Below are 23950 nucleotides of genomic sequence, written 5' to 3' on the forward strand. Positions count from 1 at the left end.
CGGAGCCTCTCACACCCCCTGGACCAGCCGTTTCCCCCTGGCCAAATCCACCCCCACCCGGCACCCCGGGTCCGAGTTGCCGTCTAGCCTGGCCCGGACCATGGGGGTGGATCTTGAGTACGGACAACGGCAAAGACCTGGAGATGGACCCGGTCGCCGTTAAGAACGTCACGGAAGGGCTGCGCGCTGCGATCGCCGAACTCCGCGAGTTCGCTCCGGACGCCGGCGCGACGGTGGGCGCGGGGCTGGAGAAGCTCACCTTGACGGGTATGGAGGCCGGCCACCCGGACGTCACCGCCGTCTTCCACGACCTCTGCACACGCTGGGACTGGGGAGTGCGGGCCCTCGTCAAGGAGGTCAGCGGCCTGACGGCCGCGCTCCACATCTCGGCCGGGATGATCTGGGAAGAGGACCAGTACCGCAGGGGCACGTTCAAGGTCGCAGCCAACTCCGTGATCGGCAATCCACACGCCGACGAGGACACGGTCGAGAAGACCTCCTGGAACGAGATCAAGGCACCGTTCCGCGAGGAGACCCCGGAAGAGGCCCAGAAGGCGCGCCACGAGTTCCGGCAGCAGTGGGAACAAGCCAAGCGGGACGTGGTGACCAAGGGGCACGGCGCCCGGCTGCTGGACGGGGCGGCCGATCTCGGTCAGCTGGACCCGGAGGCCCTCGACCTCGTACGGGAACGCGCCCGGCAGCAGGGTGAGCGCTGATGGGGCGCGACCTGCAGGGGTGGCTGGACGCCGGTACGAAGGCCGTGGGCGACGGCGTCGAATGGGTGGGTGACAAGGCGGGGGCCGGACTCGACAAGGCAGGACTCCACCAGGCCGCCGATGTCGTACGGGACGGCGCCGACAAGGTCGCCAACCGGCACGGCGCGGAGGTCGGGGAGACCGAGCTGGGCCACACCGACGACCCGAAGAAGCTCGTACACGGCAGCCCGTCCAAGCTCCGGGCGACCGCCTCCCACCTGGCGGACTTCCAGGCGGCCTTCACCAAGACCGGCGAGGGCCTCAAAGGGCTCGACGAGGACGGCATCAAAGGCGCGGCCGCCGAAGGCTTCCGGGTGCTCGCGCAGAAGCAGCCGCCGAAGTGGTTCAAGGCGGCGGACGCCTTCGAGACGGCGGCCGGGGCCCTGACCCGGTTCGCGGACACGGTGGAGTGGGCGCAGGGCCGCGCCAATGAGGCCTTGGACGAGTACACGTCCGCCGTCAAGGCGTCGCAGGCGGCCCGCGACGCCTACAACGAGCGGGTCGACACCTACAACGCGGCGATCCACACCAAGCAGGATCCGCTGCCGGCCCGCCCGACGGGCTTCACCGACCCCGGTGCGGACGGCATCAAGGCAGCCCGCGAGAAGCTGGCCGAGGCGCGCCACCAGCGCGACGAGGCGGCACGCTCGGCGGTCCAGGCACTGGAGAAGGCGAGGGACGCCGCGCCGCCCCTGCCGTCCATGGCCAAACAGCTGGTCTACGAGGGGGCCATCCGCGGACTCGGGCTGGAACACCAGGGCGGCGGGTTCATCAAGGGCCTGGCGGGCACGGTGGATTTCTGCCGCGCGGTCGACCCCCTGGACCCGTACAACCGCATGCACCCGACCGAGTACAAGATGCGGCTCAACGGCTTGGGCGTCGGACTGCTGACGATGGCGAACGACCCCGTCGGGGCCACTTCCCTGATGTACGACCAGTTCATGAAGGACCCCGACGAGGCCGTCGGCAAGGTCTACGCCGAAGTCGCCGGATCGAAGGGGACGAGCGCCGTCACCAGAACCCTCCGCGAAGCGTCGCGCGAACCGCACCACGCCCAGCGGGGCCGAATCACACTGGACGTACGACGCGGCCGGTCGCCGCACCGCCCTCACCACCGCGGGCCGCACGATCACCTTCGAGCGTGACGCAGTCGGCCAGGAACTCACCCGCACCCTGGGCCCGGCCCTCTCCCTCGCCCACGAGTACGACGCCATGGGCCGCCTTTTCTCCCGGACGGTCATCGGCCAGGACCGACGCACCCTCCATCGCCGGGGCTACAGCTACCGCGCGGACGGTCACCTCACCGGGATCGGCGACTCCCTGACCGGCCCGCGGACGTTCAGCCTCGACGCGGCCGCCCGTGTCACGGCGGTGGACGCCGGCTCCTGGTCGGAGCGGTACGCCTACGACGCGGCGGGCAACCAGACCCACGCCACCTGGCCGGACCGCCACCCGGGCACCGACGCGCGGGGCGGGCGCTCGTACACGGGCACTCGCATCACCCGCGCGGGGGCTGTCCGCTACGAGCACGACGCACTCGGCCGGGTAACCCTGCGCCGCAAGACGCGCCTGTCCCGCAAGCCGGAGACCTGGCGGTACGAGTGGAACGCGGAGGACCAGCTGTCGGCGGTCATCACCCCGGACGGCACGCGCTGGCAGTACACGTACGACCCCTTGGGCCGCCGTACGGCGAAACGACGCGTGTCACCGGCCGGCACGGTCGCGGAAGAGATCACTTTCACCTGGGACGGCACCACTCTCTGCGAGCAGACCACCGGCCCGGTCACCCTTACCTGGACCCTCCAGGGCCTTCACCCGCTCACCCAGTCCGAGCACATCGACGACGACACGGTGGACGACCGCTTCTTCGCCATCGTGACCGACCTGATCGGCACCCCGACCGAGCTCCTCACCGAGGACGGCACCCCGGCCTGGCGCACCAGCACCACCCTCTGGGGCACCACCACGTGGAACCGCGAAGCGACGGCCTATACCCCACTCCGCTTCCCGGGCCAGTACTACGACCCCGAGTCGGGCCTCCACCACAACCTCTTCCGCACCTACGACCCCGAGACCGCCCGCTACCTCACCCCGGACCCCCTGGGCCTCTCCCCCGCCCCCAACCCGTCCACGTATGTCCACAACCCCCACACCTGGTCCGACCCCCTGGGCCTGGCCCCGGACGGCTGCCCGGAGGACGACCACCTGTTCCGGGGAACGACCGCCGGATTCGCGGGCAGCCCCGGGATGCAGCGGGCTGGTGTTACTCCGATGTCAAGCGACCCCGGTGTGGCAACGGTTTTCGCCACTCATTCAGAACAATTCGACGGGGGCAGAGCCATAGTGCAACTGGTGCCCCGACGAGCCTTGGAAGGGGTCGAAATATATGATGGCTATATCCCTCGCGAGCTGGAAGTGCCAGTAGGACTGACTCCTGCGGGGGTAACGGGAAGATCGGCCGTCCAGATCCCATCATCCGTGGCACGAGACATCCTTTCCGACATGGGCATACATGTTCCGCGAATCGTCAGGTTGGAAGACATAAATACTCTGCTGGAAAGCGAAGTACCAAAACTGAACGCCGAACAAGTCAAGCGATTCATCAGAGAGGCCTACAAGCATGGCTGAAGGTACGCCGGCACGACTCCAGGTGGCGTCGGTGGAGGCAACCTCCGAACTTGAGGCTGTTTGCGCGGTTCGAAACATCGGCGGCGAGGCACACCGTGGAACGATGTTCCGCTCCACCACTTCCCCGCTGGTTAACGTCCGCTTGGAACGGATTCTGTGGTACGGAAGAGAGATTGAAACGCTGGAACAAGCACATACGGCCAAACTGACATTCGTTGGCTCGGGAGCGTCCCAGATCACTCCCGACGACATCCTCACCGCGGAGAACGACTCCGCCGCAGGAGACGCAAACGCCCCGACTGGGTCAGGGTGAGTCGAGCGGTTTCAGCAGCGGAAGAACTGACACGTAACTATCTCGGCACCCTGCCCTACGCCGGACTGGCAAACGACTGTCAAGCCGCCCTCGACAGCTTCCGGAAATGCCTCCTCCCTCGATGAGCGGTCAAAGCAGTCCCAACGCCACACTGGAGGTACTCGACGGGCAACGCTGGGAGGAGCCTCCCGCTGATGTCACCAGCCTGGTAAAGCGGTGCACAGTCTGCGGCGCCGCCCGTCGCCAGCCTGAATGCAGCAAGTTTTGACTTCGCTCTGGGACATCTCTCGCTACCTCGATGACGACATAGAGCAGTTCCTGAGGGAGATTCCTCGGGATCGCTGATGCCGCCTGTGCGAAGTACGCATAGCGGGGGATACCAACCACCTTGCCCAGTACCCCGAGATGTCGCTCGTGGCGATCGGGCTCGCGACGCACATCCCGTCGCTGCCGACCGGTTCACGCTGGTGCCCGTGTCCCGCGCGTCTGCCTAAGTGCAGCCGGACCGTTCCAGACCTGCGCCGACGACGCCTGCCGACTGGCGTTCCGCCCCCGAACGCGGGCTCTGCGGCGAGTGCCGCGCCAACGCCGCGTAGGCGGCAACGACAAAGGGCCCCTCCCCCGCCGCCGGAGCGGTGGGGAAGGGGCCCTTCTGCCGAACATGGTGCCCGCTCGCGCGGGCTACCAGGTCAGAGCACGAAATTACTTCGTGATCTTGGTGACCTGGCCGGCGCCCACGGTACGACCACCCTCGCGGATGGCGAACTTCAGGCCCTCTTCCATCGCGACCGGCTGGATGAGGGAGACCGTCATGTCGGTGTTGTCACCGGGCATGACCATCTCGGTGCCCTCAGGCAGGGTCACGACGCCCGTTACGTCCGTGGTACGGAAGTAGAACTGCGGGCGGTAGTTGTTGAAGAACGGGGTGTGACGGCCACCCTCGTCCTTCGACAGGATGTACGCGGCGGCCTCGAACTCGGTGTGCGGCGTAACCGAACCGGGCTTGATGATGACCTGGCCGCGCTCGACGTCCTCGCGCTTGATGCCACGGAGGAGCAGACCGACGTTCTCGCCGGCCTGGCCCTCGTCGAGCAGCTTGCGGAACATCTCGATGCCGGTGACCGTGGTGGTGGTCTTCTCGGTCTTGATGCCGATGATGTCGACGGTCTCGTTGACCTTGAGGACACCACGCTCGATGCGGCCGGTGACGACGGTGCCACGACCGGTGATCGTGAAGACGTCCTCGACGGGCATCAGGAACGGCTTGTCGGTGTCACGCGGCGGGGTCGGGATCGCGGCGTCCACGGCGTCCATCAGGCCGAGGAGCTTGTCACCCCACTCCTTGTCGCCCTCAAGCGCCTTCAGCGCGGAGACCTGGACGACCGGCAGGTCGTCGCCCGGGAAGTCGTACTCGGAGAGGAGCTCACGCACCTCGAGCTCGACGAGCTCCAGGATCTCCTCGTCGTCCACCATGTCGGCCTTGTTCAGGGCGACGACGATGTACGGAACGCCGACCTGGCGGGCCAGGAGCACGTGCTCCTTGGTCTGCGGCATCGGGCCGTCGGTGGCGGCGACCACGAGGATGGCACCGTCCATCTGCGCGGCACCGGTGATCATGTTCTTGATGTAGTCCGCGTGACCCGGGCAGTCGACGTGGGCGTAGTGACGCGCCTCGGTCTGGTACTCGACGTGCGCGATGGAGATGGTGATACCGCGCTGGCGCTCCTCAGGAGCCTTGTCGATCTGATCGAAGGCCGAAGCCGCGTTCAGGTCCGGGTACTTGTCGTGCAGCACCTTGGTAATGGCGGCCGTGAGGGTCGTCTTACCGTGGTCAATGTGACCGATGGTGCCGATGTTGACGTGCGGCTTAGTCCGCTCGAACTTCGCCTTCGCCACGGGGGTCCTCCTGAGAGTGGTTCTGTACGCCTTGAATCATCGGCGCCAGGTGATCTTTGCTGGATAGCCGGTTCCCCCGGGGCAACGGGAGGGTTGCTCCTGTTGCCCCTGAGGCTCCGGTGGCAAGCCTAAAGCGTGTACTCGGAAGAGTTACTCGCCCTTGGCCTTCGCGATGATCTCCTCAGCGACGTTCCGGGGAACCTCGGCGTAGGAGTCGAACTGCATCGAGTAGCTGGCGCGACCCGAGGTCTTGCTGCGGAGGTCTCCGACGTAGCCGAACATCTCCGAAAGCGGCACGAGGCCCTTCACGACGCGAGCGCCGTGGCGCTCCTCCATGGCCTGGATCTGGCCACGGCGGGAGTTGATGTCACCGATGACGTCACCCATGTAGTCCTCGGGCGTGGTGACCTCGACGGCCATCATCGGCTCCATGAGCACGGGGGACGCCTTGCGCGCGGCCTCCTTGAAGGCCTGCGAACCGGCGATCTTGAAGGCGAGCTCGGAGGAGTCGACCTCGTGGTAGCCACCGTCGAGAAGCGTGACGCGGACGCCCGTCATCTCGTAGCCGGCGAGGATGCCGAACTGCATGGCCTCCTGCGCACCGGCGTCGACCGAAGGGATGTACTCCTTCGGCACGCGGCCACCGGTGACCTTGTTCACGAACTCGTACGCCGGACCGTCGGCCTCGGTGATGGGCTCGATCGCGATCTGCACCTTGGCGAACTGACCGGTACCACCGGTCTGCTTCTTGTGGGTGTAGTCGTGACGCTCCACGGTGCCGCGGATGGTCTCGCGGTACGCGACCTGCGGCTTGCCGACGTTGGCCTCGACCTTGAACTCGCGCTTCATACGGTCGACCAGCACCTCGAGGTGCAGCTCGCCCATACCGCCGAGGATGGTCTGGCCCGTCTCCTCGTCCGAGTGAACGTGGAAGGAGGGGTCCTCCTCCGCGAGACGCTGGATGGCGACACCCAGCTTCTCCTGGTCACCCTTGGACTTGGGCTCGATGGCGACCTGGATGACCGGAGCCGGGAAGTCCATGGACTCCAGGATCACGGGTGCCTTGTCGTCACACAGCGTCTCACCGGTGGTGGTCTGCTTCAGGCCCATGACGGCGACGATGTCGCCGGCGCCCACCGCGTCGATCTCCTCACGCTTGTTCGCGTGCATGCGGTAGATCTTGCCGATGCGCTCCTTCTTGCCCTTGACGGAGTTCAGCACCGAGGTGCCGGCCTCCAGGCGGCCCGAGTAAACCCGGACGAAGGTGAGCTTGCCGAGGTGCGGGTCGCTCATGATCTTGAACGCCAGCGCCGCGAGGGGCTCCTCGTCGGACGGCTTGCGCTTCACGACCAGCTCCGCGTCCTTGACGTCGTGGCCCTCGATGGCCTCGATGTCCAGGGGCGACGGCAGGTAGCGGACGACGGCGTCGAGCAGGGGCTGGACGCCCTTGTTCTTGAACGCCGTGCCACAGAACACCGCGGTGATCGTGGCGCCCGTGCCCTTGCCGGAACCGATGATGATGCGACGCACGGCGGCGTGCAGCTGCTCGACGGTGGGCTCGACGCCCTCCAGGAACAGCTCCATGAGCTGGTCGTCGTTCTCGGCGACCTGCTCCACCAGCTTCGCCCGGTACTCCTCGGCGAGCTCGGTGTGCGTGGCCGGGATGTCGACGATGTCGTACATCTCACCCTTGGTCGCCTCGGCGGACCAGACGAACGCCTTCATGGTGACGAGGTCGACGACACCCTGGAAGTCGGCCTCGGCGCCGATCGGCAGCTGCATGACGATCGGGACCGCGCCGAGGCGGGACTCGATCATGTCGACGCAGCGGTGGAACTCGGCACCGGTGCGGTCGAGCTTGTTGACGAAGCAGATGCGCGGGACGCCGTAGCGGTCCGCCTGTCGCCAGACAGTCTCGGACTGCGGCTCAACACCGGCGACACCGTCGAACACGGTGACGGCGCCGTCGAGGACGCGGAGCGAACGCTCCACCTCGACGGTGAAGTCGACGTGACCGGGGGTGTCGATGATGTTGATGGTGTGGTCGACGTCTTCGAGCGGCCAGTGGCAGGTCGTCGCGGCAGACGTGATCGTGATGCCGCGCTCCTGCTCCTGCTCCATCCAGTCCATCGTGGCAGCGCCGTCGTGGACTTCACCGATCTTGTACGACACACCGGTGTAGAACAGGATGCGCTCGGTGGTGGTCGTCTTGCCCGCGTCGATGTGGGCCATGATCCCGATGTTGCGGACCTTGGCCAGGTCAAGCGAAGTGGTAGCCATAAGGCTTCGGTCTTCTCTCGGTCTCGATGTGGGGTGGGACTACCAGCGGTAGTGCGCGAAGGCCTTGTTGGACTCGGCCATCTTGTGCGTGTCCTCACGCTTCTTGACGGCCGCACCGAGGCCGTTCGAGGCGTCGAGGAGCTCGTTCATGAGGCGCTCGGTCATGGTCTTCTCGCGACGGGCGCGGGAGTAACCCACGAGCCAGCGGAGCGCCAGGGTCGACTGGCGACCCGGCTTGACCTCGACCGGCACCTGGTAGGTCGCGCCACCGACACGGCGGGACTTGACCTCGAGCGACGGCTTGACGTTCTCCAGCGCGCGCTTCAGCGTGATGACCGGGTCGTTGCCGGTCTTCTCGCGGAGGCCTTCCATGGCGCCGTAGACGATGCGCTCGGCGGTGGAGCGCTTGCCGTTGAGCAGGATCTTGTTGATGAGCGACGTCACCAGAGGAGATGCGTAGACCGGGTCGATGATGACCGGGCGCTTCGGGGCGGGGCCCTTACGAGGCATTCTTACTTCTCCTTCTTGGCGCCGTAGCGGCTGCGGGCCTGCTTGCGGTTCTTGACAGCCTGGGTGTCAAGCGCACCGCGGATGATCTTGTAACGAACACCCGGCAGGTCCTTCACACGGCCACCACGCACGAGCACGATCGAGTGCTCCTGCAGGTTGTGTCCCTCACCCGGAATGTAAGCGGTGACCTCGATGCCGGAGGTCAGACGCACACGCGCGACCTTACGGAGCGCCGAGTTCGGCTTCTTCGGGGTGGTCGTGAACACACGCGTGCAGACGCCACGACGCTGGGGCGAAGCCTCAAGCGCGGGAGTCTTTGTCTTCTCGACCTTGTCCTGCCGGCCCTTACGGACCAGCTGCTGGATCGTAGGCACTACTTCTCCGGTTTCTGTGTGCCGTGTAGTGAAGCTAACCTGGAACTTTGCCGACCCACGCGGTCGGGTGTGTCGGATCCGGCGGACCTCCGCGCAAGCACGGAAACGCATGGATCGCGGTGGCCGATACGGCTCGCGTGCGGTTGATGGACACGCACGGGAGCCCAGGCACACCCCAGGCACAAGGTCTGAGCGTACCCACCGCATCCACTCCGGTCAAAACATAAGCCCCGCCGCCCCTCCCCCGACGGCCCCGGAGGTCAGGCGCCGCACGGCCGCGGGCCCGTCCGGCCGGGGTGGCCGTGCGGTCCGCGCACCGGCGTGGTAGTGCGGGCGAACTAGACTGCCAGCGAATCCCAGCGAGTCAGTCCAGATACGTACAAGCGCCAGGAGCAGGACATTGGGGACGGTCACCTCGGAGCCGACGACGGCGGACACTCCGCCCCCCGGCGGCGGCCGGGCCCCCGGGTCACGGCCCCGCGCAGGCCGTCTGACCCGCCTGTACGGACCCCTGCTCGCCTTCCTCGTCACCTCGGGCGCCTTCTGCGCGGCCTGGGCCGCCCGCGGCGCCTTCCCCTTCGGGCACACCGGCCGGGCCGTCAACGACCAGGCCAACCAGTACGTGCCCTTCCACCGGGCCCTGTGGGACCTGGTGCACGGCCAGGCCGCCGGCGACCTGCTGTTCAGCTGGCGCGGCGGCTTCGGACAGCAGTTCCTGTCCGACTACTACACCTACCTCGGCAACCCGTTCTCCTGGCTGGCCGTACTGGTCCCGCGCCAGCACGTGGACCTGGCGGTCTTCGTGGTCACCCCGGTCACCATGGGCACCGCCGCCGCCCTCATGACGGTCTACCTCGGCAAGCTGAAGCCCGGCCCCTGGTGGCAGCGGGGCGTGCTCGGGGCGACGTACGGACTGTGCGGCTGGGCCCTCAGCGACGCCTCGTACATCCCGATGTGGCTGTGGGGCCTGGCCGCGCTCCCGCTGCTCGGCATCGCCGTCGAATGGTGCCTGGAGCAGCGGCGCTGGCCGGGGGTGGCGCTGTTCGTCGCCCTCGCCTGGTTCGGGAACTTCTACACCGCGATGATGGCGACGATGGCCGCCTGCGTCCTGCTCGCCGTCCGGCTGATCACCCTGGACCTGACCGGCGCCCAGCGGCTGCGCGCGGTGGGGCGGGCCGCCTCCGCGGCGGTGGTGGGCATCATGCTCACCCTGCCGCTGCTGCTGCCGTCGTTCCTGTCCAGCGGGGCGGCGCAGCCCACTAAGGCCGCCGCCTTCGACCCGGTGCGGATCGAGGTGTTCCTGACCGGGATGCTCCCGGCCACCCACCTGTGGGGCGGCCGGCCGCGCCTGTACGTGGCCTCGCTGGGGCTGATCCTGGCCGGCAGCTTCCTCTTCAACACCGCCATCGCGCGCAAGACCCGGCTGGTGTGGGCGGCCGCGATCGTGCTCGTCGCCGCGTCCTTCCAGTTCCCGCCGACCCAGTTCGTGTGGCACGGGCTGGCCGTCCCGAACGGCAATCCGTACCGCGAGGCCTTCGTCTTCAGCGCCATGGTGGTCATCGTGGCCTGGCTGGCGCTGGCGAACCGGCCGCGCCCGGCGCACCTGGCGCTCTCCGCCGGCCTGCTGGTCGCGGCCACCCTGGTGCTGAGCCGGACCGACGACTTCGGCGGCTGGACCTGGCCGGCCGTGCTCGGCGGCGGGGCGCTGTCCCTGCTCGCCCTGACCCTGCTCGCGCTGGGGCGGGGGCGCCGCTTCCTCGTGCCGGTCGCCGCCGTCCTGATGGTCGGCGTCGTCTTCGCCGAGTCCACCGCCGCGGCGGCCAACGCCGACGCCCGCCGGGCCCGCGAGCGCTGGGCGCAGCCGGCCGTCACCTCCAGCCAGTCGATCTCCCGCCACTTCGAGGCCGTCCGGCGGGTGGACGGCTGGCCCGCCTACCGGACGGACTCGGGCGCGCCGCAGACCTCGTACAACGACGCCCTGGCCCTGCGCGCCGACGGCCCGCAGTACTACAGCAGCTACCTCCCGGAGGCCACGTACCAGGCCCTGGAGCCGCTGGGCTACGGCTTCAAGAACGACGGCCGGACCTTCTTCGGCGCCGACAACCCGGTGCTCGACGCGATCTTCTCGATCGGCGCCCGGGTGCGCCCCGGCGCCGCCCCGCACACCTGGACGGGCTCCACGTTCCCGGCGCCGCCGCTGGTCACGGTCCGCCCCGCCACCCCGTACGTCTCCCCGCACCCGGCGGACAGCGTCTACGCCCGCCAGGAGACGGTCCTCGGCGCCACGGTCTACCAGGTCCCCGAAGTCACCCGCGGCGGCACCGCCACGGCGCAGACGTACGCCGCCCAGTGCACCCCCGGCTCCGCGGCCTACTGGTTCTCCCCCGAGCTCTACGGCACCCTGCGCACCGGCGACACGCACCGGCCGCTGGAGGACCGCATGAGCGGCGTGCTGCCCCTGGGCCCGGTCCCCGCGTCGGGCCGCCTGGAGGTCACCGTGGACACCCACACCAAGAACGCCACCGCCGGCGCCCACCCCATCGGCTGCCTGGACCGGCCCGCCCTGGACGCGGCGATCGCCCGCCTCACCGCCACCGGCGCCACGAAGGTCACGGCGGACGGCCACACCATCGAGGCCACCCTCCCGAAGGGCGCCACCGGCACCGCCGTCCTCGCGACGACGGCCATCCCCGGCTGGCAGTGCGACGCCCCGCTCCACCCCTTCCACGGCCTCCTCGCCATCCCCCTCACCCCGGCCCGAACCCACCTGTCCTGCACCTTCACCCCCAAGGGCCTCCCCCCCGGCCTCACAGCCGCCGCTCTGGCCCTCCTGACCCTCGCCGCGGTCCCCCTGGCCCCCCGCCTCCGCCGCCGGCGCCGCGGGGCCTGAGCCGCCCCCTCCCGGGGCCCTCCCAGGGCCCCGGGACGGCCCGCCGGGCACGCCCCGGCACCGGAACACGAAGAAGCCCCCCGCCGCTCCTCTCGGAGCTGCGGGGGGCTTCCTCTTACGGGCTATCAGCCGTTGTACGGGCCGTAGTCGTAGTCCTCCAGCGGGACAGCCTGGCCGGAGCCGGTGCCGAAGGGGGAGTAGTCGATGTCGTCGTAGCCGACGGCCGAGTACATCGCGGCCTTCGCTTCCTCGGTGGGCTCGACCCGGATGTTGCGGTAGCGGGACAGACCCGTACCGGCCGGGATGAGCTTACCGATGATGACGTTCTCCTTGAGGCCGATGAGGCTGTCGGACTTGGCGTTGATCGCCGCATCCGTCAGGACTCGGGTCGTCTCCTGGAAGGAGGCGGCCGACAGCCAGGATTCCGTCGCCAGCGAGGCCTTGGTGATACCCATCAGCTGCGGACGGCCGGAGGCGGGGTGACCGCCCTCGGTGACCACACGACGGTTCTCGGTCTCGAACTTCGAGCGCTCGACGAGCTCGCCCGGCAGGAGCTCCGCGTCGCCGGACTCGATGATCGTCACGCGGCGCAGCATCTGCCGGATGATGATCTCGATGTGCTTGTCGTGGATCGACACGCCCTGCGAGTTGTAGACCTTCTGGACTTCGCCGACCAGGTGGACCTGGACGGCACGCTGGCCGAGGATGCGCAGCACGTCGTGCGGGTTGGTGGCACCCATGGTGAGCTTCTGGCCCACCTCGACGTGGTCGCCCTCGTGCACGATGACCTTGGCGCGCTTGGAGATCGGGAAGGCCGTCTCCTCGCTGCCGTCGTCGGGCGTGATGACGATCTTCTTCGTCTTCTCGGTCTCCTCGATCCGCACGCGGCCGGCGGCCTCGGAGATCGGGGCGACACCCTTCGGGGTACGGGCCTCGAAGAGCTCGACGACACGCGGCAGACCCTGCGTGATGTCGTCACCGGCCACACCACCGGTGTGGAAGGTACGCATCGTCAGCTGGGTACCGGGCTCACCGATGGACTGGGCGGCGATGATGCCGACCGCCTCACCGATGTCGACCAGCTTGCCGGTGGCCAGCGAGCGGCCGTAGCAGAAGGCACAGGTGCCGACCGCGGACTCGCAGGTCAGGACCGAGCGGGTCTTGACCTCCTCGACGCCGTTCGCGATGAGGGCGTCGATGAGCACGTCGCCGAGGTCCACGTTCGCCGGCGCGATGACCTTGCCGTCGATGACGACGTCCTCGGCCAGCATGCGGGCGTACACGGAGGTCTCGACGTCGTCCGCCTTGCGGAGGACACCCGCCTCGTCCTTGACACCGATCTTGAGCTTGAGGCCGCGCTCGGTGCCGCAGTCCTCCTCGCGGATGATGACGTCCTGCGAGACGTCCACCAGACGACGGGTGAGGTAACCCGAGTCGGCGGTACGCAGGGCGGTGTCCGCCAGACCCTTACGGGCACCGTGCGTGGAGATGAAGTACTCCAGAACGGTGAGGCCCTCACGGAAGGACGCCTTGATCGGACGCGGGATGGTCTCGTTCTTCGCGTTCGACACCAGACCACGCATACCGGCGATCTGTCGCATCTGCATCATGTTTCCTCGGGCACCCGAGTCAACCATCATGAAGATGGGGTTCGTCTTGGGGAAGTTCGCGTTCATCGCCTCGGCGACCTCGTTGGTCGCCTGCGTCCAGATCTGGATGAGCTCCTGCGTGCGCTCTTCCTTGGTGATCAGACCGCGCTCGTACTGCTTCTGGACCTTCTCGTCCTTGGCCTCGTAGCCCGCGACGATTGCCTTCTTCGCCTCGGGAACCACGACGTCGGAGATGGCCACGGTGACGCCCGAACGGGTCGCCCAGTGGAAGCCGGCCGCCTTCAGGTTGTCGAGCGTCGCCGCCACGATGACCTTGGGGTAGCGCTCCGCCAGGTCATTGACGATCTCGGAGAGCTGCTTCTTGCCCACCGAGTAGTCGACGAACGGGTAGTCCTCGGGCAGCAGCTCGTTGAAGAGCGCGCGGCCCAGGGTCGTGTTCAGCCGGAAGCTGTCGCCCGGCTGGAACTCCTGCTCGCCCTCTTCGGCCACCGGCGCCACCCAGCCGCGCGGCGGGATGGTGCCCACCGGGAAGCGGATGTCGACCTGCGACTGCAGCGCGAGCTCACCGGCGTCGAACGCCATGATCGCCTCGGCGGTGGAGCCGAATGCGCGGCCCTCGCCCTTGACGTCACGGAGCTCACCGTCGGTGGTCAGGAAGAACAGACCGAGGACCATGTCCTGGGTCGGCATCGTGACCGGACGGCCGTCGGCCGGCTTGAGGATGTTGTTCGAGGACAGCATCAGGATGCGGGCCTCGGCCTGCGCCTCCGCGGAGAGCGGCAGGTGCACGGCCATCTGGTCACCGTCGAAGTCCGCGTTGAACGCGGTGCAGACGAGCGGGTGGATCTGGATGGCCTTGCCTTCGACCAGCTGGGGCTCGAAGGCCTGGATGCCGAGACGGTGCAGCGTGGGCGCACGGTTCAGCAGCACCGGGTGCTCGGCGATGACCTCTTCGAGCACGTCGTACACGACCGTGCGGCCGCGCTCGACCATGCGCTTCGCCGACTTGATGTTCTGCGCGTGGTTCAGGTCGACCAGGCGCTTCATCACGAACGGCTTGAAGAGCTCCAGCGCCATGGCCTTGGGCAGACCACACTGGTGCAGCTTCAGCTGCGGACCGACGACGATCACGGAACGCGCGGAGTAGTCCACGCGCTTGCCGAGGAGGTTCTGACGGAAACGGCCCTGCTTGCCCTTGAGCATGTCGCTCAGGGACTTCAGCGGGCGGTTGCCGGGACCGGTCACCGGACGACCACGACGACCGTTGTCGAAGAGGGCGTCGACGGCCTCCTGGAGCATGCGCTTCTCGTTGTTCACGATGATCTCGGGCGCACCGAGGTCGAGAAGGCGCTTCAGGCGGTTGTTGCGGTTGATCACGCGGCGGTACAGGTCGTTCAGGTCGGAGGTCGCGAAGCGGCCACCGTCCAGCTGCACCATCGGACGCAGGTCCGGCGGGATCACCGGCACGCAGTCCAGCACCATGCCCTTGGGGCTGTTGCTGGTCTGCAGGAACGCGGAGACGACCTTGAGGCGCTTGAGCGCACGGGTCTTCTTCTGGCCCTTGCCGGTACGGATGATCTCGCGGAGGCGCTCGGCCTCCTCCTCCAGGTCGAAGGACTCCAGGCGCTTCTGCAGCGCCGCGGCACCCATCGAACCGTCGAAGTACGTGCCGAAGCGGTCACGCAGCTCGCGGTAGAGCAGCTCGTCACCCTCCAGGTCCTGGACCTTGAGGTTCTTGAAGCGGTTCCACACCTCGTCGAGGCGGTCGATCTCGCGCTGGGCGCGGTCGCGGAGCTGCTTCATCTCGCGCTCGGCACCCTCGCGCACCTTGCGGCGCACGTCGGCCTTCGCACCCTCGGCCTCAAGCTCGGCCAGGTCGGTCTCGAGCTTCTTGGCCCGGCCTTCCAGGTCGGCGTCGCGGCGGTTCTCGATCTGCTGGCGCTCGACGGAGACGTGGGCCTCCAGCGACGGCAGGTCGCGGGTACGGCGCTCGTCGTCCACGAACGTGATCATGTACGCGGCGAAGTAGATGACCTTTTCGAGGTCCTTCGGCGCGAGGTCCAGCAGGTAGCCCAGGCGCGACGGGACGCCCTTGAAGTACCAGATGTGGGTGACGGGAGCGGCGAGCTCGATGTGGCCCATCCGCTCGCGCCGCACCTTGGCGCGCGTGACTTCGACGCCACAGCGCTCACAGATGATGCCCTTGAAGCGGACACGCTTGTACTTGCCGCAGTAGCACTCCCAGTCCCGGGTCGGACCGAAGATCTTCTCGCAGAAGAGTCCGTCCTTCTCGGGCTTGAGGGTGCGGTAGTTGATGGTCTCCGGCTTCTTGACCTCGCCGTGCGACCAGGTTCGGATGTCGTCCGCGGTGGCAAGGCCGATCCGCAGCTCGTCGAAGAAGTTGACGTCGAGCACTGTGCGTCAATCCCTCTTTCGGGGTCGAGTCTCAATCATGGTCTGAACGGTCCCGGGGATGACGGGGGGCTCTTGAGCGAGCCCCCCGTCAGGCCCGTCAGACCTCTTCGACGCTGCTCGGCTCACGCCGGGACAGGTCGATACCGAGCTCCTCCGCCGCGCGGAAGACGTCCTCGTCGGTGTCGCGCATCTCGATGGACATGCCGTCCGAGGACAGCACCTCCACGTTGAGGCAGAGCGACTGCATTTCCTTGATGAGCACCTTGAAGGACTCGGGAATGCCCGGCTCGGGGATGTTCTCGCCCTTGACGATGGCCTCGTAGACCTTCACGCGGCCGGTGACGTCGTCGGACTTGATGGTCAGCAGCTCCTGGAGGGCGTAAGCGGCGCCATAAGCCTCAAGCGCCCACACCTCCATCTCACCGAAGCGCTGGCCACCGAACTGCGCCTTACCACCCAGCGGCTGCTGCGTGATCATCGAGTACGGACCGGTCGACCGCGCGTGGAGCTTGTCGTCGACCAGGTGGTGGAGCTTCAGGATGTACATGTACCCGACCGAGATCGGGTCCGGGAACGGCTCGCCGGAGCGGCCGTCGAACAGACGCGCCTTACCGGTCGGGAGCACCATGCGCTCGCCGTCACGGTTCGGGATGGTGTGCTGCAGCAGGCCGGCCAGCTCGTCCTCACGCGCACCGTCGAACACCGGGGTGGCGACGTTGGTGCCGGGGGCGACCTGGTCGGCGCCGATCGCCTGGAGGCGCTGCGCCCACTCGTCCGCCAGGCCGGAGACGTCCCAGCCGCGGCTGGCGAGCCAGCCGAGGTGGATCTCCAGGACCTGTCCCGGGTTCATTCGGGACGGGACACCCAGCGGGTTCAGGATGATGTCGACCGGCGTGCCGTCCTCAAGGAAGGGCATGTCCTCGATCGGAAGGATCTTGGAGATGACACCCTTGTTGCCGTGGCGGCCGGCGAGCTTGTCACCGTCGGTGATCTTGCGCTTCTGGGCGACGTAGACGCGGACCAGCTGGTTCACGCCCGGAGGAAGCTCGTCGCCCTCCTCGCGGTCGAAGACGCGGACACCGATAACCTTGCCGATCTCACCGTGAGGGACCTTGAGCGAGGTGTCACGCACCTCGCGGGCCTTCTCACCGAAGATCGCGCGGAGCAGGCGCTCCTCCGGGGTCAGCTCGGTCTCGCCCTTGGGCGTGACCTTGCCGACCAGGATGTCGCCGGCGACGACGTCCGCACCGATGCGGATGATGCCGCGCTCGTCGAGGTCCGCGAGGACCTCTTCGGAGACGTTCGGGATGTCCCGGGTGATCTCCTCGGGGCCGAGCTTGGTGTCACGGGCGTCGACCTCGTGCTCCTCGATGTGGATCGAGGAGAGGACGTCGTCCTGCACGAGGCGCTGCGACAGGATGATCGCGTCCTCGTAGTTGTGACCCTCCCACGGCATGAACGCGACGAGCAGGTTCTTACCGAGGGCCATTTCGCCCTCTTCGGTCGCGGGACCGTCGGCCAGGACCTGCGCCTCGACGATCCGGTCACCCTCGTTGACGATGACCTTCTGGTTGACCGAGGTGCCCTGGTTCGAGCGGGAGAACTTGGCGACGCGGTACGTGGTGTACGTGCCGTCGTCGTTGGCGACGGTGATGTAGTCGGCCGAGACCTCCTGGACGACACCGTCCTTCTCCGCCTTGATCGAGTCACCGGCGTCGACCGCGCAGCGGTACTCCATGCCGGTGCCGACGAGCGGGGCCTCCGCCTTGATGAGCGGAACGGCCTGGCGCATCATGTTCGCGCCCATGAGGGCACGGTTGGCGTCGTCGTGCTCCAGGAAGGGGATCATCGCGGTCGCGACGGACACCATCTGGCGCGGGGAGACGTCCATGTAGTCGACGTCGTCGCCGGCGATGTAGTCGATCTCGCCGCCACGACGGCGCACCAGCACGCGGTTCTCGGTGAAGCGCATCTCGTCGTTCAGGCCGGCGTTGGCCTGGGCGATCACGAAGCGGTCTTCCTCGTCCGCGGTCAGGTAGTCGACGTCGTCGGTGACGACGCCCTCGACGACCTTGCGGTACGGGGTCTCCACGAAGCCGAACGCGTTGACGCGACCGTAGGAGGCGAGCGAGCCGATCAGACCGATGTTCGGGCCTTCGGGGGTCTCGATCGGGCACATGCGGCCGTAGTGCGACGGGTGCACGTCACGGACCTCGAAGCCGGCCCGCTCACGGGACAGACCACCGGGACCCAGAGCCGAGAGACGACGCTTGTGCGTCAGACCCGACAGCGGGTTGTTCTGGTCCATGAACTGCGACAGCTGGCTGGTGCCGAAGAACTCCTTGATGGAGGCGACGACCGGCCGGATGTTGATCAGGGTCTGCGGCGTGATCGCCTCGACGTCCTGGGTCGTCATGCGCTCACGCACGACGCGCTCCATACGGGCCAGACCCGTACGGACCTGGTTCTGGATGAGCTCGCCGACATTGCGCAGACGACGGTTGCCGAAGTGGTCGATGTCGTCGGTCTCGACGACGATCGAACGGCCCGACTCACCGGTGGTCTCGGTCTCGCCCGCGTGGAGCTTCACGAGGTACTTGATCGTCGCGATGATGTCGTCGGTGGTGAGCACACCGGCGTCCAGCGGCTCGTCCGCGCCGAGCTTCTTGTTCACCTTGTAGCGGCCGACCTTGGCGAGGTCGTAGCGCTTCGGGTTGAAGTAGAGGTTCTCGAGCAGCGTCTGAGCGGCTTCGCGGGTCGGCGGTTCGCCCGGACGCAGCTTGCGGTAGATGTCGAGCAGCGCGTCGTCCTGGCCCTGGGTGTGGTCCTTCTCCAGGGTGGCGCGCATGGACTCGTACTCGCCGAACTCCTCCAGGATCTGCTCGGTGGTCCAGCCGAGAGCCTTCAGGAGGACGGTGACGGACTGCTTGCGCTTGCGGTCGATGCGGACACCGACCATGTCGCGCTTGTCGACCTCCATCTCCAGCCAGGCACCCCGGGACGGGATGATCTTGGCGGAGAAGATGTCCTTGTCGGACGTCTTGTCGATGGAGGAGTCGAAGTAGACACCAGGGGAACGGACGAGCTGCGACACGACGACGCGCTCGGTGCCGTTGATGACGAAGGTGCCCTTGTTGGTCATGAGCGGGAAGTCGCCCATGAAGACCGTCTGAGACTTGATCTCACCGGTCTCGTTGTTCGTGAACTCGGCAGTGACGAAGAGCGGCGCCGCGTACGTGAAGTCGCGCTCCTTGCACTCGTCGACAGAGTTCTTCGCCGGCTCGAAACGGTGGTCGCGGAAGGTCAGCGACATCGACCCGGAGAAGTCCTCGATCGGCGAGATCTCCTCGAAGATCTCTTCCAGACCGGACTTGGTGGGGACGTCCTGTCCACTCTCAAGCGCCGACTCGACGCGTGACTTCCAGGCGGCGTTGCCGAGCAGCCAGTCAAAGCTCTCGGTCTGCAGCGCCAGGAGGTTCGGAACCTCAAGAGGCTCCTTGATCTTTGCAAAGGAGATGCGCAGCGGGGCGGTGCTGGCACCGTTGTTCGTATTGGTCGAGGCGTTGCGCGAGGCGGCCAAGAGGGGGTCCTTCCGAGGGCTCGGACTCACTACGCGCGTACCGGTCCCAGCCGACACAGAAGACGGATTCCCCCCAGCCGGCCGGAAGGCCAGGTCAGGGGCATCAATCAGATGTGTTCAAGCGTGGGCATGACCCTGGCGACGGGCAGGGGTCAGCTAACAGGCAGCGCAAAGGGTCAGTGTAGCCACTCGGCTCACTGATGTCCAGACCAGGTTTCCGGAAACCGGCAACAGGCCTTCCCCATGTTGTTTCGAACCAACCCTGCGTCCCACGCTGCGGCGCCCTCGCATACAGAGCGCGTATCAGTACTGCCCTCTTCGTAGTCGATCCATGCCTCGGATCCCGGATCGGACCGACCGAGTCGGCGACGGCTCTGAGAATTGCGCGCCACCGGCCGTTCGTCAAGGCCCCGTGCTCCGAGCGGATCATCCCGTGACCCCGCTCCCGGGCAACGATGATCACCCTACTCCCCAACAGGACCAGGGCAAGTCAGGCACTACGGGTACGCCAAAGGGCGACCACCCTTACGGGTGATCGCCCTTGGAAGGGGCCTCAGAGGGCCCCAGAGGTGTTACTTGACCTCGACGCCAGCGCCGGCGGCCTTGAGGGCCTCGGCGGCCTTGTCAGCGGCCTCCTTGTTGACCTTCTCCAGAACCGGCTTCGGGGTGCCGTCGACGAGGTCCTTGGCCTCCTTCAGACCCAGGGAGGTCAGCTCACGCACGACCTTGATGACCTGGATCTTCTTGTCACCGGCGCCGGTGAGGATGACGTCGAACTCGTCCTTCTCCTCGACGGCCTCGGCAACGGCGCCCGGGCCGGCCGGGGCAGCGGCGACGGCGGCGGCCGCGGTGACGTCGAACTTCTCCTCGAAGGCCTTCACGAACTCGGAGAGCTCGATGAGGGTCATCTCCTCGAACTGGGCGAGGAGGTCGTCCTGAGAGAGCTTCGCCATGATGGGCGATCCTTCCACTAATTCGGCAGGTGCCGGATGTATTGAGAGGCGGGCGTAACGGCCCGCTACGACCCACGCACTAGGCGGCGTAGATCAGTGCGCGAGCCGAATTACTCGGCACCGCCCTGCTCGGCGAGCTTGACGCGAAGCGCTTCCGCGGTGCGGACGAACTTCGACGGCAGCGCCTGGAAGAGCGAGGCAGCCTGGGACTGCTTGCCCTTGAACGCGCCGGCCAGCTTGCTGAGCAGAACCTCGCGGGACTCGAGGTCCGCGAGCTGCTTGATCTCATCGGCGGTCAGCGCCTTACCGTCAAGGACACCGCCCTTGATGATGAGGTTCGGGTTCTCCTTGGCGAAGTCACGAAGACCCTTCGCCGACTCCACCGGGTCACCGGTGATGAAGGCGGCGCCCGTCGGACCGGTGAACTGGTCGTCGAGCGAGGTGATCCCGGCGTTGTTGGCCGCAATCTTGGTCAGCGTGTTCTTCACCACGGCGTACTGGGCGTTCTCACCGAGCGAACGACGCAGCGTCTTGAGCTGCGCAACGGTGAGACCCCGGTACTCGGTCAGCACAACGGCGTTCGAGCTGCGGAACTGGTCCTCAAGCTCGGCTACCGCAGCAGCCTTGTCGGGCCTTGCCATAGAGCGTCGGCCTCCTTCCGGGTGATGAGGACCGCTCAGAAGGGGCTGGACAAGCAAAACGCCCCGGCGCATGGCGCACGGGGCACGGCTCAACCGAAATGAATTCCGGGAACTTTCCTCGAACACCTGCGCAGGACGTCCGCTCGCAGCGAATCCTTCGGCCACCGCCCTCTTTCGAGCACGGCAACGACCAGCGGTCTTTGGCTTCTCCGGAAGCGTACGCGAAGGCAATCGCAGGAAGCAAATCGCCTCCGGAGCCGCCGGTGACTCAGCAGGGGACTCAGCCGGGACTCAGCCGCCCTTCAGCACCTCGTCGAAGTCGGCCACCTGATCGGCCGGGGGCGCCGCGACCGGCTTGACCTGCCCGAATCCGTCGAAAGTGGCCTCGACCCGAGTGGCGCCCTTGCCGTCCTCGCCGTCCTTGCCGTCCTTGCTCACCGCCGTGAAGCGCGCCGGGTAGCCGTTCTTCCCGATCCACACGTCCGCCTCCAGAGCCGTGAGGTGCTTCACGGACTCGCGGAGGTACTGGCGGTCCTGCTCCGGCATGACCTTGGTGGCCTCGTCGGCCGCCTGGAGGTCCGCGCCGGTCAGGACGGCCCGGTAGTGCCGCGTCCCGGGGGCCTCGGACGAGGACACCGGCTCGACCAGGGTGAGCTTGGACTGGCCCAGGAGGAGGGCGAGGTACTCCGCCGGGTCCTCGTTCATCCGGACACCGGGCTTGCCGTCCACGGAGAGGTCCAGCTTCATCCAGGGCTTGCCGCCCGCCGGATCCTTGCGCTCGGTGTAGACGACGTCCCCCGTCATCACGGAGTGGGCCTCGGAGTCGGGGCTCTTCACCGTCAGGTCGTGGGACGCGGGGTACCAGCCCTTCGTACCGGTCTGGGTGACGGTCCTGCCGTCGCCCCCCGTACTGCGGATCTCCACCATGGCGAACTTCGCCGCCGCCGTCTTGAGCCATGACTCCTTCACCGCCTCCACGGGGGACGCGGGCGCCGACTGGCCCCCGGGCGCCTCACCGGCGGCGCCCACGGCCCCCTTGCCCGTACCGGGCTCCGCCCCGCCGCCACAGGCCGCCAGGCCCCCCACGAGCAGCACGGCCCCCGTCAGCGCCGCGCCGGTCCGTATCCGTATCCGTACCGCCTGATTCATCCGGCCCTCCCCCGTATGTGGATCTTCGTACAGCGCCATGACCCTACGCGGAAGATCACCGGCCCACCACGACGAAACCGGGCCCCCGCTCCCCGGAAGGGAGGCGGAGGGCCCGGTCTCGGATGCGCGCGCGGGGGTGCTCAGGCGCCGCCCGTACCGCCCGAGTCCTTCATCATCTCGGCCAGGTCCATGACCTGGTCGGCCGGCGGCGCGGTGATGTCGACCGGCTTGTTGATGTCCTTGAACTTGACGGTGACGTCCATCGGGCCGGACGTGCCCTGGCCCTGCGTGCGGACCTGCTTGGCCTGGTCGGCCTCGTCGATCCAGATGTCCATGGTCAGGGTCTTGATGCCCTGCTCCTCAAGCACCTTGAAGTTCTTCTCCTGGCGCTCCTTGGCATCGGGGGCCGAGGCGGCGCTACGGGCCTTCAGCTCGTCGAGCGTGACGGTGCCGGCCAGGTGCGTCGTCTTCTGGCCGTCGATGGTCTCCTCGCCGACCGTCTTGAGGTCCTTGGAGGCGCTCAGGCTGTCCGCCGTGTCGGCAGGGTTCTGGCCCTGCTGGGCGGAGCCGAGGGAGTCCAGCTCCTTGGCCTGCTCGGGAGCCAGTGCCTTGAGGTCGAACTTCAGGTACTTGCCTTCGCTGCCCATGTACATGGCACCGTCGAGAAGGCGGAACTCCACCTTCTTGCCCGGCTCCTCCGGCGAGTCCATCGTCATCGACATGGCCACCGTGGGCTTGATCCGCATGGCGGCCTCGCCCGTGATGTTCTGCCCGGCGGCCTTGCCGGACAGGGTGTAGCTGAGGGAGGTGAGCTCCTGGGACTTCTTCTTCGTCTTCTCCAGGTACGCGGCCGGGGCGACCTCCGCCGGCTTCTTGGCGGCCTGGGACGGGGCCGCGGACGCCCCGTTGTCCGTCTTCTTCGCGGCGTCCCCGTTCTCGCACGCGGTGGCGCCGCCTGCGAGCAGCAGCGCGGCCAGGACGGCGCCGGCGGTCTTGTTGCGGTATGCGTTCATGTCTTCCCCACCCCGAGTGCCACGGCAGCGGCTCGCTGCGGGCGGTCCGCCCGGGGCCTGCTGCCGGCGATGACTGTACGTCTCAGCGCTGACAGTAATCGCACAGTGTTCGCACAGGAAACGGAAAACGGGCCCGCCGCCCCCGGGAAGGGGGCGACGGGCCCGTTCAGTTGATCAGGGAGCCGTCAGGCCCCACCGGATCAGACCGCGGCCGGGTCTTCCTCGACGAGGAGGTTCCGGGTGCGGTTGGAGTCCAGCTGGATGCCGGGACCCATCGTGGTGCTGAGGGCGGCCTTCTTGATGTAGCGGCCCTTCGCGGCGGACGGCTTCAGACGGATGATCTCGTCCAGGGCCGCCGCGTAGTTCTCGACCAGCTGCTCATCGGAGAAGGAGACCTTGCCGATGATGAAGTGCAGGTTCGAGTGCTTGTCGACGCGGAACTCGATCTTGCCACCCTTGATCTCGGTGACAGCCTTGGCGACGTCCATCGTGACGGTGCCGGTCTTCGGGTTCGGCATCAGGCCACGGGGACCGAGCACGCGGCCGAGGCGGCCGACCTTGCCCATGAGGTCCGGGGTGGCGACAACGGCGTCGAACTCGTTGAGGCGGTTGCCCTTCGCGATCTCGTTGATCAGCTCGTCGTCGCCGACGATGTCGGCGCCGGCGGCTTCCGCGGCCGCAGCACGGTCACCGGTCGCGAAGACCAGGACCCGGGCGGTCTTGCCGGTGCCGTGCGGGAGGTTCACGGTGCCACGGACCATCTGGTCGGCCTTGCGCGGGTCGACACCCAGGCGGAAGGCGACCTCGACGGTGCTGTCGAACTTGGTCGCGGAGGTCTCCTTGGCGACACGGACGGCCTCGAGCGGGGCGTACAGCTTCTCCCGGTCGATCTTGGCGTCCGCAGCGCGGAGAGTCTTGCTGCGCTTCACTTCTGCTCCTGTGT

The 23950-nt window shown here is 67.5% G+C and carries 14 protein-coding genes and 1 pseudogene; 4 read left to right on the forward strand and 11 right to left on the reverse strand.

Annotated elements, in window-relative coordinates; genetic code table 11:
• Window positions 1–113 precede the first annotated feature (113 nt).
• From ACZ6ZT_RS28390 to ACZ6ZT_RS28400, 3 genes and pseudogenes are all read left to right on the forward strand, one after another.
• Entirely contained in the window at window positions 114–716 is a 603-nt protein-coding gene (locus ACZ6ZT_RS28390) for a hypothetical protein (protein ID WP_469722870.1), read from the forward strand.
• Window positions 716–1900 carry a putative T7SS-secreted protein gene (locus tag ACZ6ZT_RS28395; RefSeq protein ID WP_469722872.1) on the forward strand — a complete coding sequence of 395 codons (1185 nt, stop codon included), beginning with the start codon at window positions 716–718 and terminating at the stop codon, window positions 1898–1900. The genes ACZ6ZT_RS28390 and ACZ6ZT_RS28395 overlap by 1 nt, the downstream gene beginning before the upstream one ends.
• A gap of 700 nt (window positions 1901–2600) precedes the next feature.
• Window positions 2601–3383 (forward strand): annotated as a pseudogene (locus ACZ6ZT_RS28400) (RHS repeat-associated core domain-containing protein); the annotation flags it as partial.
• A 1015-nt stretch (window positions 3384–4398) separates the two neighbouring features.
• On the opposite strand, the gene tuf reads toward ACZ6ZT_RS28400, so the two are convergent.
• From tuf to rpsL, 4 genes are all read right to left on the reverse strand, one after another.
• Entirely contained in the window at window positions 4399–5592 is a 1194-nt protein-coding gene (gene tuf, locus ACZ6ZT_RS28405) for an elongation factor Tu (protein WP_469722873.1), read from the reverse strand.
• A gap of 150 nt (window positions 5593–5742) precedes the next feature.
• On the reverse strand, window positions 5743–7872 hold the full coding sequence (fusA, locus tag ACZ6ZT_RS28410) for an elongation factor G (RefSeq protein ID WP_469722874.1): 2130 nt from the start codon (window positions 7870–7872) through the stop codon (window positions 5743–5745).
• A 39-nt stretch (window positions 7873–7911) separates the two neighbouring features.
• The gene (gene rpsG, locus ACZ6ZT_RS28415; RefSeq protein ID WP_007265894.1) at window positions 7912–8382 is read right to left on the reverse strand and encodes a 30S ribosomal protein S7; all 471 of its coding nucleotides are present in this window, start codon (window positions 8380–8382) and stop codon (window positions 7912–7914) included.
• A 2-nt stretch (window positions 8383–8384) separates the two neighbouring features.
• Complete coding sequence (gene rpsL, locus ACZ6ZT_RS28420; protein ID WP_007265893.1) at window positions 8385–8756, reverse strand: 30S ribosomal protein S12; 372 nt, start codon at window positions 8754–8756, stop codon at window positions 8385–8387.
• A 400-nt stretch (window positions 8757–9156) separates the two neighbouring features.
• On the opposite strand from rpsL, the gene ACZ6ZT_RS28425 reads away from it, so the two are divergent.
• A complete protein-coding gene (locus tag ACZ6ZT_RS28425; RefSeq protein WP_469722875.1) occupies window positions 9157–11646 on the forward strand; it encodes a YfhO family protein in 2490 nt (829 codons plus the stop codon).
• 125 nt (window positions 11647–11771) lie between these two features.
• Here ACZ6ZT_RS28425 and ACZ6ZT_RS28430 read toward each other — a convergent pair whose 3' ends face one another.
• From ACZ6ZT_RS28430 to rplA, 7 genes are all read right to left on the reverse strand, one after another.
• Entirely contained in the window at window positions 11772–15671 is a 3900-nt protein-coding gene (locus tag ACZ6ZT_RS28430) for a DNA-directed RNA polymerase subunit beta' (RefSeq protein ID WP_469722876.1), read from the reverse strand.
• 97 nt (window positions 15672–15768) lie between these two features.
• Window positions 15769–19251, reverse strand: a complete 3483-nt coding sequence (gene rpoB, locus ACZ6ZT_RS28435; protein ID WP_469722877.1) for a DNA-directed RNA polymerase subunit beta — start codon at window positions 19249–19251, stop codon at window positions 15769–15771.
• Window positions 19252–19823: 572 nt separating this feature from the next.
• Window positions 19824–20204 (reverse strand): 50S ribosomal protein L7/L12, encoded by a 381-nt coding sequence (gene rplL / locus ACZ6ZT_RS28440; RefSeq protein WP_469722878.1) that lies wholly within the window; start codon window positions 20202–20204, stop codon window positions 19824–19826.
• Window positions 20205–20314: 110 nt separating this feature from the next.
• On the reverse strand, window positions 20315–20845 hold the full coding sequence (gene rplJ, locus ACZ6ZT_RS28445) for a 50S ribosomal protein L10 (RefSeq protein WP_249767329.1): 531 nt from the start codon (window positions 20843–20845) through the stop codon (window positions 20315–20317).
• A gap of 291 nt (window positions 20846–21136) precedes the next feature.
• Window positions 21137–21994 (reverse strand): SCO4651 family lipoprotein, encoded by an 858-nt coding sequence (locus ACZ6ZT_RS28450; protein ID WP_469722879.1) that lies wholly within the window; start codon window positions 21992–21994, stop codon window positions 21137–21139.
• Window positions 21995–22134: 140 nt separating this feature from the next.
• A complete protein-coding gene (locus tag ACZ6ZT_RS28455) occupies window positions 22135–23007 on the reverse strand; it encodes an SCO4651 family lipoprotein (protein ID WP_469722880.1) in 873 nt (290 codons plus the stop codon).
• Between the two features lie 200 nt (window positions 23008–23207).
• The gene (gene rplA, locus ACZ6ZT_RS28460) at window positions 23208–23936 is read right to left on the reverse strand and encodes a 50S ribosomal protein L1 (RefSeq protein ID WP_469722881.1); all 729 of its coding nucleotides are present in this window, start codon (window positions 23934–23936) and stop codon (window positions 23208–23210) included.
• Window positions 23937–23950 lie beyond the last annotated feature (14 nt).

It is taken from the genome of Streptomyces sp. NPDC102258 (assembly GCF_055584685.1).